13 protein-coding genes are annotated in these 14,713 nt (G+C 67.3%); 3 read left to right on the top strand and 10 right to left on the bottom strand.

Annotation, left to right across the window (positions count from 1 at the left end; genetic code table 11):
- The first annotated feature begins 135 nt into the window (after window positions 1-135).
- Window positions 136-1,011, top strand: a complete 876-nt coding sequence (locus ACGTNF_RS09085) for a MurR/RpiR family transcriptional regulator (protein WP_394601421.1) — start codon at window positions 136-138, stop codon at window positions 1,009-1,011.
- Window positions 1,012-1,099: 88 nt separating this feature from the next.
- On the opposite strand, the gene ACGTNF_RS09080 is transcribed toward ACGTNF_RS09085, so the two are convergent.
- The 3 genes from ACGTNF_RS09080 to uraH form a co-directional block, all read right to left on the bottom strand.
- Window positions 1,100-1,840 (bottom strand): GntR family transcriptional regulator, encoded by a 741-nt coding sequence (locus ACGTNF_RS09080; RefSeq protein WP_016855759.1) that lies wholly within the window; start codon window positions 1,838-1,840, stop codon window positions 1,100-1,102.
- A 113-nt stretch (window positions 1,841-1,953) separates the two neighbouring features.
- On the bottom strand, window positions 1,954-3,216 hold the full coding sequence (locus ACGTNF_RS09075; RefSeq protein WP_394601420.1) for a urate hydroxylase PuuD: 1,263 nt from the start codon (window positions 3,214-3,216) through the stop codon (window positions 1,954-1,956).
- Window positions 3,217-3,393: 177 nt separating this feature from the next.
- Window positions 3,394-3,747, bottom strand: coding sequence for a hydroxyisourate hydrolase (gene uraH, locus ACGTNF_RS09070; RefSeq protein WP_394601419.1), 354 nt, complete (start codon window positions 3,745-3,747; stop codon window positions 3,394-3,396).
- 220 nt (window positions 3,748-3,967) lie between these two features.
- On the opposite strand from uraH, the gene uraD reads away from it, so the two are divergent.
- Window positions 3,968-4,492 (top strand): 2-oxo-4-hydroxy-4-carboxy-5-ureidoimidazoline decarboxylase, encoded by a 525-nt coding sequence (gene uraD, locus ACGTNF_RS09065; protein WP_394601418.1) that lies wholly within the window; start codon window positions 3,968-3,970, stop codon window positions 4,490-4,492.
- An 87-nt stretch (window positions 4,493-4,579) separates the two neighbouring features.
- Here the strand turns inward: uraD and ACGTNF_RS09060 are convergent, their stop codons facing one another.
- Window positions 4,580-6,007 (bottom strand): uracil-xanthine permease family protein, encoded by a 1,428-nt coding sequence (locus ACGTNF_RS09060; RefSeq protein ID WP_394601417.1) that lies wholly within the window; start codon window positions 6,005-6,007, stop codon window positions 4,580-4,582.
- Between the two features lie 204 nt (window positions 6,008-6,211).
- Here ACGTNF_RS09060 and ACGTNF_RS09055 point away from each other — a divergent pair, with 204 nt between their 5' ends.
- A complete protein-coding gene (locus ACGTNF_RS09055) occupies window positions 6,212-6,835 on the top strand; it encodes a phosphoribosyltransferase (RefSeq protein ID WP_394601416.1) in 624 nt (207 codons plus the stop codon).
- Between the two features lie 152 nt (window positions 6,836-6,987).
- Here the strand turns inward: ACGTNF_RS09055 and ACGTNF_RS09050 are convergent, their stop codons facing one another.
- The 6 genes from ACGTNF_RS09050 to ACGTNF_RS09025 form a co-directional block, all read right to left on the bottom strand.
- A complete protein-coding gene (locus ACGTNF_RS09050; RefSeq protein WP_394601415.1) occupies window positions 6,988-7,338 on the bottom strand; it encodes a phasin family protein in 351 nt (116 codons plus the stop codon).
- A gap of 247 nt (window positions 7,339-7,585) precedes the next feature.
- Complete coding sequence (locus ACGTNF_RS09045; RefSeq protein WP_394601414.1) at window positions 7,586-8,110, bottom strand: gamma carbonic anhydrase family protein; 525 nt, start codon at window positions 8,108-8,110, stop codon at window positions 7,586-7,588.
- Window positions 8,111-8,156: 46 nt separating this feature from the next.
- A complete protein-coding gene (gene ltaE / locus ACGTNF_RS09040) occupies window positions 8,157-9,173 on the bottom strand; it encodes a low-specificity L-threonine aldolase (RefSeq protein ID WP_394601413.1) in 1,017 nt (338 codons plus the stop codon).
- Between the two features lie 31 nt (window positions 9,174-9,204).
- Complete coding sequence (locus tag ACGTNF_RS09035; protein ID WP_394601412.1) at window positions 9,205-12,213, bottom strand: FAD-binding and (Fe-S)-binding domain-containing protein; 3,009 nt, start codon at window positions 12,211-12,213, stop codon at window positions 9,205-9,207.
- 20 nt (window positions 12,214-12,233) lie between these two features.
- Window positions 12,234-13,442 carry a pyridoxal-phosphate-dependent aminotransferase family protein gene (locus tag ACGTNF_RS09030; RefSeq protein ID WP_394601411.1) on the bottom strand — a complete coding sequence of 403 codons (1,209 nt, stop codon included), beginning with the start codon at window positions 13,440-13,442 and terminating at the stop codon, window positions 12,234-12,236.
- Between the two features lie 59 nt (window positions 13,443-13,501).
- Window positions 13,502-14,689, bottom strand: coding sequence for a CaiB/BaiF CoA transferase family protein (locus ACGTNF_RS09025; protein WP_394601410.1), 1,188 nt, complete (start codon window positions 14,687-14,689; stop codon window positions 13,502-13,504).
- Between the last annotated feature and the right edge of the window lie 24 nt (window positions 14,690-14,713).

Raw genomic sequence — 14,713 nt, 5'->3', positions numbered from 1 at the left:
GCACCGGCAACGTCCGCCTCGGCCGCTGAAATCTCAATTTCAGCGGCCGAGCTTCTATGTTAGCGTTCGAGAAAAGATCGAGGTGCCTCCCGCGACCCGATCATCACGCCTCCAGGCCAGCCAGAGGACCCGGTGATGTCCGGCTCTCATTCCCAGCCCCCGCCACGGCCTCGCTCGCTCGAGGCCCGCATCCAGGAACACCTGCCGGAGCTGCCTTCCAGCGAGCGCAAGCTCGCGGAACTGATCCTCGATTTTCCCGGCGAGCTGGCGGCCTATAACGCCACCGAGCTGGCCAAGCTGGCCGGCGTTTCCAAGGCCGCCGCCTCGCGGCTGTTCAAGCGCCTGGGCTTTCGCAACTTCGAACAGGCGCGGCGCCTGGTGCGCGACATCAAGCAGTGGGGCTCGCCCATCTACCTGCATGAGCGGGAGCAGGATTCCCCGCCCGTTCCCTCCGAGAGTCGGGCGTTTCTGGACGACCACGTCGGCGCCCTGACCCGCACCTTCGACCAGCTAGCCGATCACGACATCACGGACGTCCTCGAGCATATCGTCGACGCCAGGCGCCTGTGGCTGATGGGCTATCGCAACAGCCACTTCATGGCCGCCTACGCGCGCTGGCAGTTCATCCAGTTCCGCTCACAGGTTCACCTGCTGCCCTTGCCGGGCGAGACCCTGGGCGAGCACGTCAGCGAGTTCGCCTCCGATGACCTGCTGATCGCCATCGGCATGCGCCGCCGCGTGCCGGAGCTCGAGCGGGTGATGCAGGCCGCTCGCGAACGCGACATGCCGGTGCTGTACCTGACGGACAGCCTGGCCGGCGACACGCCGCTGGCGACCTGGACGCTGCCCTGCGATATCTCCAGCGACTTCCTCTTCCACAGCTACGTCGGCCCCGTGGGGGTGCTCCACTATCTCAGCGTCCAGGCGCTGCGGCTGGCAGGCAAGGCGGGGCGCCAACGCCTTGAAGACATCGAGATCGCCCACGAGCAGATGCGCGACTTCGAGCCCTGAGCCTGACCCCCGAGACAAGGCGCCCCCGGGCCCTGGATGACTTCCGGACACCGGGGCGCGTTGCTTCGAGGGCGTCGGTACGGGGGACTCAGCCGGAGAAGATCTCGTAGAGATCCGGGGACTCGTCCTCGGGCTCGTGGATCGACAGCGAGGCCTCGATGGCCTTGAGGTGGCGGCTCATGAAGGCGCGGGCGCGTTCGCCGTCGCCGCCTTCGAGATGGCGCAGCAGGCCGTCGTGGTCGTGGGACTCGCAGCCCAGATGGCCGGCGTTGCCGTAGACGGCGAGGATCAGCGAGGAGCGCGAGCACAGCTGCTCGACGAAGGCCGCCAGGGTGTCGTTGCCGGAGAGTCGCGCCAGTTCGCCGTGGAAGGCGGCGGAGAGCTTGATCGCGCTACTCTGCTCGCCGGCCTTGAGCGCCTGGCGCTCGCGGCGCTCCATGTCGCGCAGCCGCTCCAGGTCGGCGGCGGTGATGCGCCGGGCGACCTCCGGCATCAGCCCGCATTCGACCATCTGCCGCGCGTCGAAGACGTCCTTGGCCTCCTCGGCGGTGGGCCGGGTCACGCTGGCGCCGCGCCTCGGGGTGAGCGTCACCAGCTGCTCCAGGGCCAGGCGCTGCAGGATCTTGCGAATGCCGGTGCGGCTGATGCCGAACACCTCCGACAGGGCGTCCTCGCGCAGCCGCGCCCCCGGCTTGAGGCGGTGCTCGATGATCGCATCGCTGATCGAGCGATGGATCGCCTCGTGGCGCTCGGCGCCATCGCCGTTCTTGCCGGGACGCCCGCTCCCCGAGGCCGGCTTGCGCTCGGCATCGACCTGGCGCTGACTCATGGACTGCTCACCTCCTGACGACTCATGACGAACATTGTATACGCTTTTTCCCCAACGAGACGACCGCCGCCCGTCGGCGACGGGCGGCGGTCGATCCCGCGAGAGGTCGGGGCTCAGGGCGTCCAGGCGGCGATGCTGGCCCGTTCCTCGTCGGTCATCTGGGTCAGGTTGCCCAGCGGCATGTAGCCGCTCGCCACCACCTGCTTGACCTGATCGGCCTGGCGCAGCAGCTGCTCCCGGGTCTCCAGGGCCACGCCGGCGGGCGGCGCGGTGAAGGCCTCGTGGGTGGGTTGCTGGGCGTGGCAGGACGCACAGCGCCGCTCCATGATGCCGTGGATCTCGTCCACGGGGCCGCCGGACGCGACGGTGGCGTCCTCGGCGGCGACGGCCTGACCATCGGTCTCGACACTCGTCTCACCACCGGCCATCGGCGCGGCATTGCCGGCACCGCTCGGCGCACCGATCCACACCGCCACCAGGATCAGCGCCACCCCGGCCGCCGGATAGGCGGGCCTGGTCTGGCCGGCGTGCATCAGCACGAAGAACTGGCGGATCAGGGCGCCGGCGAAGATGAACAGCGACATGATCACCCAGGACAGCTCATGGGTGTAGGTGAAGGAGTAGTGGTTGCTGAGCATCAGCAGCACCACCGGCAGCGTGAAGTAGGTGTTGTGCACCGAGCGCTGCTTGCCGCGCTTGCCGTCGAGCGGGTTGGGCGTCTCGCCGGCCTTCATCGCCTTCACCATGCGGCGCTGGCCGGGGATGATCCAGAAGAACACGTTGGCCGACATGGCGGTGGCCATCACCGCGCCGGTGAGCAGGAAGGCCGCGCGGCCGGCGAAGATCTGGCTGCTCAGGTAGGCGACCACCACCATCAGCACCGCCACGCCGAGGCTCAGCAGGCCGTCGCGCTCCATGTTGGGGCTGATGCGCTTGCACATCTCGTTGTACACCACCCAGCCACCGAGCAGGAACGCCAGCGCCACGATGTTGGCCTGCCAGCCGGTCAGGTTGGCGGCCCATTCCCAGCTGCTGCCCGGATTGACCAGATAGAAGCCCGGATTGGCCATGTACAGCAGCACGAACAACCCGAAGCCCGACAGCCAGGTGGTGTAGGCCTTCCAGAACGACCAGTGCAGGTCCGCCGGCAGCTTGGCCGGCGCGCTGGCGTACTTCTGGTTGTGATAGAAGCCGCCGCCGTGCACGGCCCACATCTCGCCGAACACGCCCTTCTGCTGATCCTCCGCCGCCTTGGGCGGCCGCAGGCTGTTGTCGAGCATCACGAAGTAGATCGACTCGCCGATCCAGGCCACGGCGGCGATCACGTGCAGCCACCTCAGCAGGAGGTTGGCGAAGTCCAGAAAGTAGGCTTCCATCGGTCAGGCCTCGTTGGAATGGTGCGATTGTTGTTGAGGTCAGGGAACGTGCGGTGCAGAACGGGCCGAGGACAAGGCATCGCGAGGCGCCATGAATCCTTCCCTGGAGGCTACATCCGCCGTCCCTGGCGGATAACCCTCGCTCCACCTCGCCCCCGACGCCGTCATCGTCGCCTCTCAGCTGCCCCGGTAGGTGGAGTAGCTGTACGGCGACAGCAATAGCGGCACGTGATAATGCTGCGAGGCATCGGCGACGCCGAAGCGCAGCGGGATCGCATCGAGGAAGCGCGGCCCGTCCGCGGCCACGCCGCGGCGGTGCAGGTACTCGCCGGCATGGAAGAGCAGCTCGTACTCGCCGCTGACGAAGGCCTCGCCTTCCAGCAGTGGCGCGTCGCAGCGGCCGTCGTCGTTGGTCACCACCTCGCCGAGCCGCTGGCGCTCGCCGTCCGTCAGGCGGTAGATCTCGATGCGGATGCCCTCGCCCGGCAGGCCGAGGGAGGTATCCAGCACGTGGGTGGTGAGATAGCCCATCGTCGTCTCCTCGCGTGTTGTCGTGTGCCGCGTCGCCGTTCCGGACCAATACCGAACGCCGATCCGGCCGGCGTATCTTGTGATGACGCCCCATGGCGCGGGCATCACGTCTATCAACAGTTCTAGCCTTGGATAGCGTACATTTCAAACACTTTATTGTATACAGTTTTATCGCTACCCTGAGACGACCCACATCGACGTCCCTCACGGAGACACGAGCATGAACCACAAGACGCTTTCCCCGCGCCCGAGCCAGCTGGACCGCGCCGACTTCGTCGCACAGTTCGGCGATATCTACGAGCATTCGCCCTGGGTGGCCGAGCTGGCCTGGCGGCGCGGCCTCGGCGCCGAACAGGACACCCCCGCGGGCCTCGCCGCGGCCATGGGCCGAGTGCTGAACGAGGCGGAGCCGGAGCGCCAGCTCGAGGTGATCCGCGCCCACCCGGACCTCGCCGGCAAGGCCGCCATCGCCGGTGATCTCACCGACGACTCCACCCGCGAGCAGGCCGGCGCCGGGCTCGACCAGTGCACGCCCGAGGAGATGGCCCGCTTCGAGCGCCTGAACGCCGCCTACAAGCAGCGCTTCGGCTTTCCCTTCGTGATGGCGGTCAAGGGCAGCGACCGCCACACCATCCTGGCCGCCTTCGAGACGCGCCTCGAGCACGGCCTCGACGAGGAGCGCCGCACCGCCATCGAGCAGATCAACCGCATCGCCGCCTTCCGCCTGGAGGCGCGGGTGGGCTGAGCGCTCGCCGCTGCCCACCGCCTCATCAGCAAGGCGCCGCCGGAATCCCGACGGCGCCTTTTTCGTGCCGGCGGATGAGTGAAGGCGTCAGTCGCCGGCGCCGGAGGCGACGCGACCGCCGTCCACCCGGGGCTCGCCACGGGCATCCCGTTCGGCGGCGGCATCCGCCTCGGCGATGGCCTCGCGCTCCCGGGCCTCGTCGGCCAGGGTGGTGCGCGGCAGCACCAGGTTGAGCACGAAGGCGGTGATCGCCGCGACCACGATCGGCGCCCCGCCGATGACGTTCTGCAGGGTCTGCGGGAACTCGGCGATGGCCGAGGGCACCGCGGCGATGCCCAGGCTCAGCGCCAGGGCCAGCCCGACGATGGTCATGTTGCGGGCCGACATCTCGTCCTTGGTCAGCAGCTGGATGCCGGTCATGGTGATCATCCCGAACACCGTGATGGTGGCGCCGCCCAGCACCGGGTAGGGAATCGTTGTCATCAGTGCACCGAACTTGGGGCTGAAGCCGGCCAGCAACATGAAGACGCCGGCGATCGCCAGCACGACCCGGCTGATCACCCTGGTCATGGCCACGATGCCCACGTTCTGGCTGAAGGTGGAGGTCGGCAGGGCGCCGAAGAAGGCGCTGGCGGCGGTGGTCAGGCCGTTGCCGAGCAGGCCACCGGTCAGCTCCCGGGTCTTCAGCTCGCGGTTCATGCCGGCCACGCTGGTCGCCGACAGGTCGCCGATGGTCTGCACCGAGTTGATCACGCAGATCACCACCAGCGAGACGATGGCGGCGGAGTGGAACTCCATCTCGAACGGCATCAGCGTCGGCACGGCGATCCAGGCGGCGCTGGCCACCGGGCCGAAGTCGACCATGCCCAGCGGCAGCGCGACCAGGTAGCCGACCAGGAGGCCGACGATGATCGCCGACAGCTTGACCACCCCGCGGCCGAACTGGGAGGCCAGCAGCACCGTCACCAGGGTCAGCGCGCCCACGCCCCAGTTCTTCAGCTCGCCGAACTGCGGCGCGTCGACGTTGCCGCTGCCGGCGATGTAGCGGATGGCGATGTCGTACAGCGACAGCCCGATCACCAGCACCACGGTGCCCGCCACCACCGGCGGGAAGAGGTGGCGGATGTACTGGATGAAGTAGCCCACCACCATCATGGTGATGCCGCCGATCAGCTGGGCGCCGAGGATGCCCTCGATGCCGAACTGGCCGCCCACGGCGATCAGCGTCGGCACGTAGGCGAAGCCCACGCCGAAGATCGCCGGCAGCCGGGCGCCGAACTTCCACACCCCGTAGAGGTGGAACAGGGTGCAGACTCCCGAGGCCAGCACCGCGATCTGGATCAGCTGCAGCTTCTCCGCCGGGGTGGCGCCGATCACCCCGGCGATGATGATCGGTGGCGTGATGACGCCGGCGATCATCGCCAGCACGTGCTGCAGGGAGATCGGCAGCGCCTTGAGCAGGCGCGGCCGGCCGTGGAAGTCGAATAGCGAGGTGTTGTTGGCATTGCTCTGCATGGTCTCGGCCTTCGGTGTGGTGTTGTTGTGCGTTCAGCCGTCAGCGTCGCGCCGGCAGGTTGGATCCCGGCACATGGATACACATTAATCGGTATCGAGAAATACCATAGCGATTAAAACTGTATACAATCAACCAGACCTTGGACGCGAATGCCCGTCGACTGAACTAGACTCGAAACCATGCAGGCGATAGCGGAGGCCGCCATGTTTCGTGACCGCCGGGATGCCGCCGAACAGCTGGCCCATCGGCTGGCGCCCCTGAGGCAACAACGCCCCCTGGTCCTCGCCATCCCCCGCGGCGGCGTGCCCATGGGGCGGCTGATCGCCGATGCGCTGGAGGGCGAGCTGGACGTGGTGCTGGTACGCAAGCTCGGCGCGCCGGGCCAACCGGAGTACGCCATCGGCGCGGTGGGTGAAGAAGAACGCGTAAGGCTCGAGCCGGCGGCAGCCCACTATGACGAGCGGCAGATCGCCAGCGAGATCGAGACCCAGCAGGCGCGGCTGGCCGACCGCCGGCGACGCTACACTCCGGTGCGCGCGCCTATCGATCCGGCGGGGCGCGTGGTGGTGGTGGTCGACGACGGCAGCGCCACCGGTGCCACCATGGCCATGGCGCTGGAGACCCTGAAGCATCGCCGGCCGGCGCGGCTGATCGCCGCCCTGGGCGCCGCCCCGCCCGAGACCGTGGCCCGCCTGGAGGCGCTGGCCGACGAGGTGATCTGCCTGGAGGCCCCGGCCAGCTTCGGCGCCGTCGGCCGGTTCTTCGCCGATTTCGGCCAGGTCAGCGACGACGAGGTCGTGCGCCTGCTCGGCACCGAGCACGGCTGAGCCTTTGCCTGTCCGCCCACCGCTTCAAACACAAAGCGTTCAGGCACGAAAAAGGGCCATCGCATGGCGATGGCCCCAACGGCCCGGCGGGGCTCCTGTTTCGATCGGCGTCCGGCAGGCATCGAGGCCAGCCGAACGCCGCGGATGATCGTTTACTGCGAGCCGAGCGCCTTGAACTGCTGCTCGGCCAGCTTCTGGGTCTTCTGGGCGTAGTCCTGGCCCAGGCTCAACAGGGTCTCGGCGTCGGACTTCAGTCGATCGCCGAGCGACTGCATGGCCTGCTGCTGCCCCTCCAGCGTCTTCTGGACATCTTCAGCACTCTGCACCGACAGCCAGTCGCGGGCCTGGGCCAGCGTCGCCTCGGAGAGCGATTCGGCGATGCCGAACTGGGTCGCCACCAGCTTCTCGGCGGTCTCGAGGTTGAGGGCGCCATAGGCGCGCATCGGGGTCATGAAGAGGGTGTCGAACTGTTCGCCGGTCTTGGCGGTCGCTGCCTGGGTCATGCTCCACCTCCGATTGGGATGAACAGCGGGCGAAGGCCCGTGTTGCATTGCAACATAGCAGGCACTTTTGTGCACTGCAACATGCAGCATTTATCATCCCATCGAAGACTCGCCCAGACACCACTGACCGGCCTGAGAACACCCGGCCAACGTCTCTCACCCGCTGACGGAGCGATATCGTTCCCAGAAGAATGTCCCCACGACCAAAATCGAGGGGACATCATCGGGATGGAGGAGCGCTTCGGTATCAGCCGATACGTTCGAGCTCGCCGGCATGGCGATGGGCGCGTTCGACATAGCCCTGGGCGTTTTTTCTGAGGCCCTCCACCGCCTCGTCCGACAGCTCTCGCACCACCCGGGCCGGCGCGCCCACGATCAGCGAGTTGTCCGGGAAGCTCGCGCCCTCCTTGACCAGGGCCCCCGCCGCCACCAGGCAGTTACGGCCGATGACGGCGCCGTTGAGGATCACCGCCTGGATGCCGATCAGGCTGCCGTCGCCGATGGTGCAACCATGCAGCATGGCCTGGTGACCGACGGTAACGCCCTCTCCCACGACCAGCGGAAAGCCAGGGTCGGCATGCAAGACCGCCCCGTCCTGGATATTGCTGCCGACGCCGACCTCGAGACGGTCGGTGTCCCCACGCAATACCGCCTGGTACCAGACGCTGGCCTCGTGCCTGAGCGTCACCCGGCCGATCACATCGGCGGTCTCGGCCACATAGACGCCCTCCGCGATGTCCGGCGCCTGCCCTGCGTATCGATAGATCGCCATGCGGCATGTCCTCGAATCGGTGGTTCGTATGGTGCGTCGAGACCGATCAGGCCGACCGGCGCGCGAAATAGGCTTGCACCTCCGCCACCACGTGACGCACGTCTGACGTGGAGACATCCAGATGCGTGACCAGCCGCGTTCGCGGCTGCGCGGCGATCAGCACGCCGCGGGCGGCCAGAAACTCGCCCAGCGCCCGGCAGCGCGCCTCGGGCAGGGCAAGGAACACCATGTTGGTGTCGCAGGCCTGCACCTCGACACCGTCGATTCCGGCCAGCCCCTCGGCCAGTTGGCAGGCATGGGCATGGTCCTCGGCGAGCCGCTCGACGTGATGCTCCAGGGCATGCCGGCAGCCCTCCGCCAGCAACCCGACCTGACGCATGCCGCCGCCCAGCGTCTTGCGCCAGCGCCGGGCCCGAGTCGCGAAGGCCGCGTCACGCGCCAGCAGCAGCGACCCTGCCGGCGCCCCCAGTCCCTTGGAAAAGCAGACCGACACGGAATCGAAGCCGTCGCAGAGCGACGCCAGCGGCACGCCCGTCGCCACCGAAGCGTTGAACAGCCGCGCGCCATCCAGGTGGGTCGTCAGGCCATGGGCGCGTGCCAGCGCCGTGGCGCTGGCCACGTAGCCTTCGGGCAGCGCCTTGCCGCGGAAGGTGTTCTCCAGCACCAGCAGTTTCGTACGCGCATGGTGGATGTCATCGCCCTTGATCGCGGCCTGCACCTGATCCAGGGGCAGGCTGCCGTCGGCCGCATGCGCGATGGGCTGAGGCTGGATGCCGCCCAGCACGGCACCGCCGCCGCCTTCGTCCCGATAGATGTGAGAGAGCTGGCCGGCGATGACCTCCTCGCCGCGCTGGCAGTGCGTCAGCAGGGCCGCCAGGTTGCTCTGGGTCCCCGAAGGGAAGAACACCGCGGCGGCCATTCCCGCCCGCTCGGCCAACTGCTGCTCGAAGGAAGAGACGCTGGGATCGTCGCCCCAGACGTCATCGCCCACCGCCGCGCGGCTCATGGCCTCGCGCATCGCCGGCGTCGGCCGGGTCACGGTATCGCTTCGCAGATCGATCATCGCTGCATGCTCTCCTGTCGCGGTATCGGCATCAGGCCAGGGCCTGTTCGAGCAGTCGCGCCACGTGCACCGCCTCGCGAGCGGCACCATCGCGGATCTGATGGCGACAGCTGGTGCCATCGGCGACCAGCACGGCATCGTCCTCGGCGCCGCGGATCGCCGGCAGCAGCGACAGCTCGGCCATCTTCATCGAGGCATCAAAGTGCTCCGCCTCGTAGCCGAAGCTGCCGGCCATGCCGCAGCAGGAGGACTCGATGGTCTCGACCTCGAGGCCGGGGATCCAGCTCAGCACCTGCTCGATGGGCCGCACGGCATCGAAGGCCTTCTGGTGGCAATGGCCATGCAGCATGGCCCGGGCATACCCCGGTGTCTTGAGGTCGAGTGACAACTCGCCGGCCTCGCGGGCCTCGACCAGGAACTCCTCGAACAAGTAGGCCGCCTCGGACAGCACCCGGGCCTCCTCGCCGAAGCCGTACTGCAGGAACTCGTCGCGCATGCTCAACAGGCAGGAGGGTTCCAGTCCGACGACCGCCACCCCGCGCCGCACGAAGGGCATCAGGGCATCCAGGGTACGGCGGGCCTCGGCCTTGGCCTTGTCGAACTGCCCCGACGATAGATAGGTCCGGCCACAGCACAGCGGCCGCGCCCCCTTTGTCACGTTGAGGTGAACCCGGTAGCCGGCCGCCTCGAGCACCCGCTTGGCGGCGCGGGCATTGCCGCCTTCCATGTAGTTGTTGAAGGTGTCGACAAACAGCAGCACCTCGCGCGTCTCATTGGACACCCCGTCGCCGGCGGCGAGCGCGTGTGTGGCGAGAAAGTTGCCGTCGAAGGCCGGCAGGGAGCGCTCCGGCGCGAGCCCCAGCGTCTTCTTGATGCAACGCGCGACGAAAGGTACCCGTTCGGCCACGTCGAGCAGCCCCGACAGACGGCTGGCCCAGGCGGCGTAGCGGGGCATCTCGCCAATCATGCAATCTCGCAGCGACAATCCACGGACCCTGGCCCTGGCCGTGCGCGCCTCGATCTTGAACTTGGCCATGTCGACTCCGGTCGGGCAATCGCGCTTGCAGCCCTTGCAGGAGACACAGAGATCCAGGGCCTCCTTGACGTCGTCACCGGCCAAGCCCTCCTCGCCGAGCTGGCCCGAGAGCACCAGGCGTAGGGTGTTGGCACGCCCGCGGGTCAGGTGCTGCTCGTCACGGGTGATGCGATAGCTCGGGCACATGGTGCCGGCGTCGAACTTGCGACAGTGGCCGTTGTTGTTGCACATCTCCACCGCCATGGCGAGGCCATGGGTCGCGTCCCCGCCGCTGCCCTGCGCGCTCTGTTCTCCCGTCAGCGGATCGCGTTCGACGTTCCAGGCCGACCAGTCGAACACCGGCGTGAGCGGGATCGCCTGGTAGTCCTTCGGGAAGCGGAAGTAGCGCTCGTCGTCCATCTTCGGGGTATCGACGATCTTGCCCGGGTTGAACAGGTTGTCGGGATCGAAGAGGCGTTTCACCTCCTTGAAGGCGTCGTTGACCGTCTCGCCGAACTGCCAGGCCACCCATTCGCCCCGGCACAGGCCGTCGCCGTGCTCGCCGGAATAGGCGCCCTTGTACTCGCGCACCAGGGCGGAGGCCTGTTCGGCGATCTCGCGCATCTTCTCGGCGCCGTCGCGACGCATGTCCAGGATCGGCCGGACGTGCAGGGTGCCGACGCTGGCATGGGCATACCAGGTGCCCTCGGTGCCGTAGCGATGGAAGACCTCGGTCAGCTTGTCGGTGTACTCGGCCAGGTGCTCGAGGGGCACCGCGCAGTCCTCGATGAAGGAGACCGGCTTGCCGTCCCCCTTCATGCTCATCATGATGTTGAGCCCCGCCTTGCGCACGTTCCACAACGCCTTCTGCTCGGCCGGCTCGGGCATGTCGATCACGCAATCGGGCAGCCCCAGGTCGGCCAGCAGCTCGTTAAGTCGCCTGAGCGAGGCCAACTGGGCACCGTGATCCGCCCCGGCAAACTCGACCAGCAGCACCGCCTCGGGCCGGCCGATCAGCGCCTTCTCGATCACCGGACGGAAGGCCGGGTTCTCTAGCGAGAGGTCGATCATGGTGCGATCGACCAGCTCCACGGCGGTGGGATCGAGAGTGACGATGTGCTGGGTGAAGTCCATCGCCTGGTAGAAGGTCGGGAAGTTCACCACCCCGAGGACCTTGTGTTCGGGCAGCGGCGAGAGCCTGAGGGTGAGAGTCCGGCTCACCCCCAGGGTGCCCTCGGAACCCACCAACAGGTGGGCGAGGTTCGACCGGCCGTCGGGGTCGTAGGTCTTGGGGTTCTGACAGTCGAACAGGTCGAGGTTGTAGCCGCCGACACGGCGCAGCACCTTGGGGAAATGCTCACGGATCTCGGGCCCCACCCGCTCGGCGATGGCCCTCACCTCCTCGGCCAGCCGATGTGCCCGCGTGCCCGGGACCAGCTCGTCGACGAAGCCGAAGCTCGCCTCGCTGCCGTCGGCCAGCAGGGCGTCGACTCCCAGTACGTTGTGGACCATGTTGCCGTAGCGTATCGAGCGCGAGCCGCAGGAATTGTTGCCGGCCATGCCCCCCAGGGTGCACTGGGCTGCGGTGGAGACATCCACCGGATACCAGAGGCCATGGGGCTTGAGCCAGGCATTGAGATGGTCGAGCACGATGCCCGGCTCGACCACCACGGTGCGCGCCTCGGGATCGAACTCGACGATGCCATTGAGATGACGGGTGGTATCGAGGACCAGGGCTTCCCCGACCGTCTGGCCACACTGGCTGGTGCCGGCCCCGCGTGCCAGCACCGGCACCCGGGCATCGCGGGCGATGTCCAGCGCCATCCGGAGGTCCTCCTGGTGGCGGGGAATCGCCACGCCCACCGGCGTGACCTGGTAAATGGAGGCGTCGGTTGCATAGCGCCCTCGCGAAGCCTGATCGAACAGCACCTCGCCTTGCATCTCCCGCGACAACCGGGCGGCCAGCTCCGTGACCGGCTTGATCCGGGCATCGCGCGACCGGGAATGATCCTTCAGGGACGTCATGGCGGTCTCCTCGGCAGTGATCAGTGATCGGCCTTGAGCGGATGCGTGGCGAAGTATTCCAGTGCCGCGGTCACCCCGCTGCCCTTGAGGTCGACCCCGGCCAGCTTCATCCCTGCCTCGCAGCCGCCGAGGGTGGCAATCAGGGTCAGGTCGTTGCAGTCGCCGAGGTGGCCGATGCGGAACATCTTGCCCTTGGCCTTGCCCAGGCCCATGCCCAGCGACAGATCGAAGCGCTCGTAGATGATCTTGCGGATCGCATCGGCATCGACCCCCTCCGGGACCACCACCCCGGTCAGCACCGGCGAGTAGACCGCTGGGTCCTGACACTGGACCTCGAGCCCCCAGGCCTCGACCGCCGCGCGCACTCCGGCGGCCCAGCGCTGGTGGCGGGCGAACACGTGCTCCATGCCCTCCTCGAGGAGCATGTCGAGCGCCTCGTTGAGGCCGTAGAGCAGGTTGGTACTGGGGGTATAGGGCCAGTAGCCATTGCGGTTGGCCTCGAGGATCTCGTCCCAGGCCCAGAAGCTCTTGGGCATGGCGTTGCGACGGCTCGCCTCGATGGCCTTGTCGGACACCGCATTGAAGCTGATCCCCGGGGGCAGCATCAGGCCCTTCTGGGAACCGGAGATGGTCACGTCCACGCCCCACTCGTCGTGACGATAGTCGGCGCTCGCCAGGCCCGAGATGGTGTCCACCAGCAACAGCGCCGGATGTCCGGCGGCATCGATGGCGCGGCGTACCGCAGCGATGTCGCTGGTCACCCCGGTGGAGGTCTCGTTGTGGACCACGCAGACGGCCTTGATCGCGTGATCGCGATCCTCCCTGAGGCGCATCTCGATCATGTCGGCCTGCACGCCGTGGCGCCATCCCTCGTATCCCGGCAGCCCCAGGAACTCGGGCTCGAGCCCCAACCGACGCGCCATCTTCTGCCACAGGGTGGCGAAGTGCCCGGTCTCGAACATCAGCACACGGTCGCCGGGCGACAGGGTATTGGCCAGCGCCGCCTCCCAGGCGCCGGTACCGGAGGCCGGGTAGATGATCACCGGGTTGTCGGTCTTGAAGACACGCTTGACCTTGTCGAGCAGTTCGAGACCCAGGGCGCCGAACTCCGGCCCGCGGTGGTCGATGGTCGGCAGGCTCATGGCGCGCAGGATGCGATCGGGCACCGGCGACGGTCCGGGAATCTGCAGGAAGTGTCGGCCGGAAGGATGGAAGTCGAGGTTAAGCATGAGAGTCTCTCCAGGATTTTTGTATTTTGGATAATGAATTCAATATATCTCGCAAGACGTCACACGATGCAGCCGTCGCGGCGCAGGGCGTCGAGTTCCTCACGAGAGAGTCCCAGCCCCGCCAGCACCTCGTCGGTGTGCTGGGCGAACAGTGGGGCCGGCTGGCGGATCTGCGACGGGGTCCGGGAGAACTTGCTGGGGAAGCCGACGGTCTTCATCTTGCCGATTCGGGGATGGTCGAGTTCCTGCACCATGCCCCTGGCCAGGTAGTGCTCGTCCTGCATCGCCTGAGCGAAGTCGTTGATCGGCCCCGCCGGCACCCCGGCGCGGTCGCAACGCTTGAGCCAGTCGTCGACGTCGTGATCGGCCATGATCGACTCGAGGATCTCCTCCAGGGCCGCGACGTTCTGGCCACGGGCGTGATTGGTCAGGAAGCGCTCGTCGGCCATCAGGTCCTCGCGCTCCAGCACGTCCCGGGCGAAACGCTCCCAGGTGCGCTGGTTGGCGCAGCCGAGCATCAGGTAACCGTCGCGAGCCTTGATCGCCTGGTAGGGAGCCGAGACGCGATGCCGCCAACCGGTGGCCTCGGGGACCTTGCCTTCGGCGAAGTAGGCCGCCGCCTCCCAGGTGAACCAGGGCAAGCCGCACTCGGTGATGGCGATATCGATGTGCTGTCCCTCGCCGGTGTTCATCTTGTGGATGCAGGCGGCAAGGATCGAGTAGATGGCGGTCAGGCCGGCGCCGATGTCATAGACGGCGATACCGGTCTTCAGCGGGCGACGTCCCCGCTCGCCGGTCATCGACATCAGTCCGCTCATGCCCTGGGCCACCAGGTCGAAACCGCCCTTGTGGCTGCTTGGGCCGGTCTGGCCATAACCGGAGATAGAGCAGTAGACGATGCCCGGATTGATCTCCTTGATGGTCTCATAGTCGATCTTGAGCGACCGGGTGACCCCGGTCCGGTAGTTCTCGACGATGACGTCGGCCTCGCGGGCCAGGCGATAGAAGATCTCGCGCCCCCGCTCCTCCTTGAGGTTGAGCGAGATGCTCTTCTTGTTGCGGTTGATCTGCGAGAAGCAGGTCGACTCGTCGTTGACATAGGGCCCCATCTGGCGGCTGTCATCGCCCCCGTTGAGCTTCTCGACCTTGATCACCTCGGCGCCCATATCGGCCAGCACCATGGTGCAGTAGGGCCCGGCCATGATCTGTGAGACGTCCAGTACCTTGATATTCTGCAGCGGAAGCATCGGCCTTCCCCCTTGTGTTTGATA

Source organism: Halomonas sp. B23F22_10 (assembly GCF_043496975.1).
Lineage (GTDB): Bacteria > Pseudomonadota > Gammaproteobacteria > Pseudomonadales > Halomonadaceae > Halomonas > Halomonas smyrnensis.
Note: the sequence above shows the minus strand (reverse complement) of the source record. Positions and strands in the feature narration are given on the sequence as shown.

What these genes read in the sequence shown, in the direction of transcription:
- ACGTNF_RS09085 (WP_394601421.1), top strand. Translation starts at nt 136, where the DNA reads ATGTCCGGCTCTCATTCCCAGCCCCCGCCACGGCCTCGCTCGCTCGAG.
- ACGTNF_RS09080 (WP_016855759.1), bottom strand. Translation starts at nt 1,840, where the DNA reads ATGAGTCAGCGCCAGGTCGATGCCGAGCGCAAGCCGGCCTCGGGGAGC.
- ACGTNF_RS09075 (WP_394601420.1), bottom strand. Translation starts at nt 3,216, where the DNA reads ATGGAAGCCTACTTTCTGGACTTCGCCAACCTCCTGCTGAGGTGGCTG.
- uraH (WP_394601419.1), bottom strand. Translation starts at nt 3,747, where the DNA reads ATGGGCTATCTCACCACCCACGTGCTGGATACCTCCCTCGGCCTGCCG.
- uraD (WP_394601418.1), top strand. Translation starts at nt 3,968, where the DNA reads ATGAACCACAAGACGCTTTCCCCGCGCCCGAGCCAGCTGGACCGCGCC.
- ACGTNF_RS09060 (WP_394601417.1), bottom strand. Translation starts at nt 6,007, where the DNA reads ATGCAGAGCAATGCCAACAACACCTCGCTATTCGACTTCCACGGCCGG.
- ACGTNF_RS09055 (WP_394601416.1), top strand. Translation starts at nt 6,212, where the DNA reads ATGTTTCGTGACCGCCGGGATGCCGCCGAACAGCTGGCCCATCGGCTG.
- ACGTNF_RS09050 (WP_394601415.1), bottom strand. Translation starts at nt 7,338, where the DNA reads ATGACCCAGGCAGCGACCGCCAAGACCGGCGAACAGTTCGACACCCTC.
- ACGTNF_RS09045 (WP_394601414.1), bottom strand. Translation starts at nt 8,110, where the DNA reads ATGGCGATCTATCGATACGCAGGGCAGGCGCCGGACATCGCGGAGGGC.
- ltaE (WP_394601413.1), bottom strand. Translation starts at nt 9,173, where the DNA reads ATGATCGATCTGCGAAGCGATACCGTGACCCGGCCGACGCCGGCGATG.
- ACGTNF_RS09035 (WP_394601412.1), bottom strand. Translation starts at nt 12,213, where the DNA reads ATGACGTCCCTGAAGGATCATTCCCGGTCGCGCGATGCCCGGATCAAG.
- ACGTNF_RS09030 (WP_394601411.1), bottom strand. Translation starts at nt 13,442, where the DNA reads ATGCTTAACCTCGACTTCCATCCTTCCGGCCGACACTTCCTGCAGATT.
- ACGTNF_RS09025 (WP_394601410.1), bottom strand. Translation starts at nt 14,689, where the DNA reads ATGCTTCCGCTGCAGAATATCAAGGTACTGGACGTCTCACAGATCATG.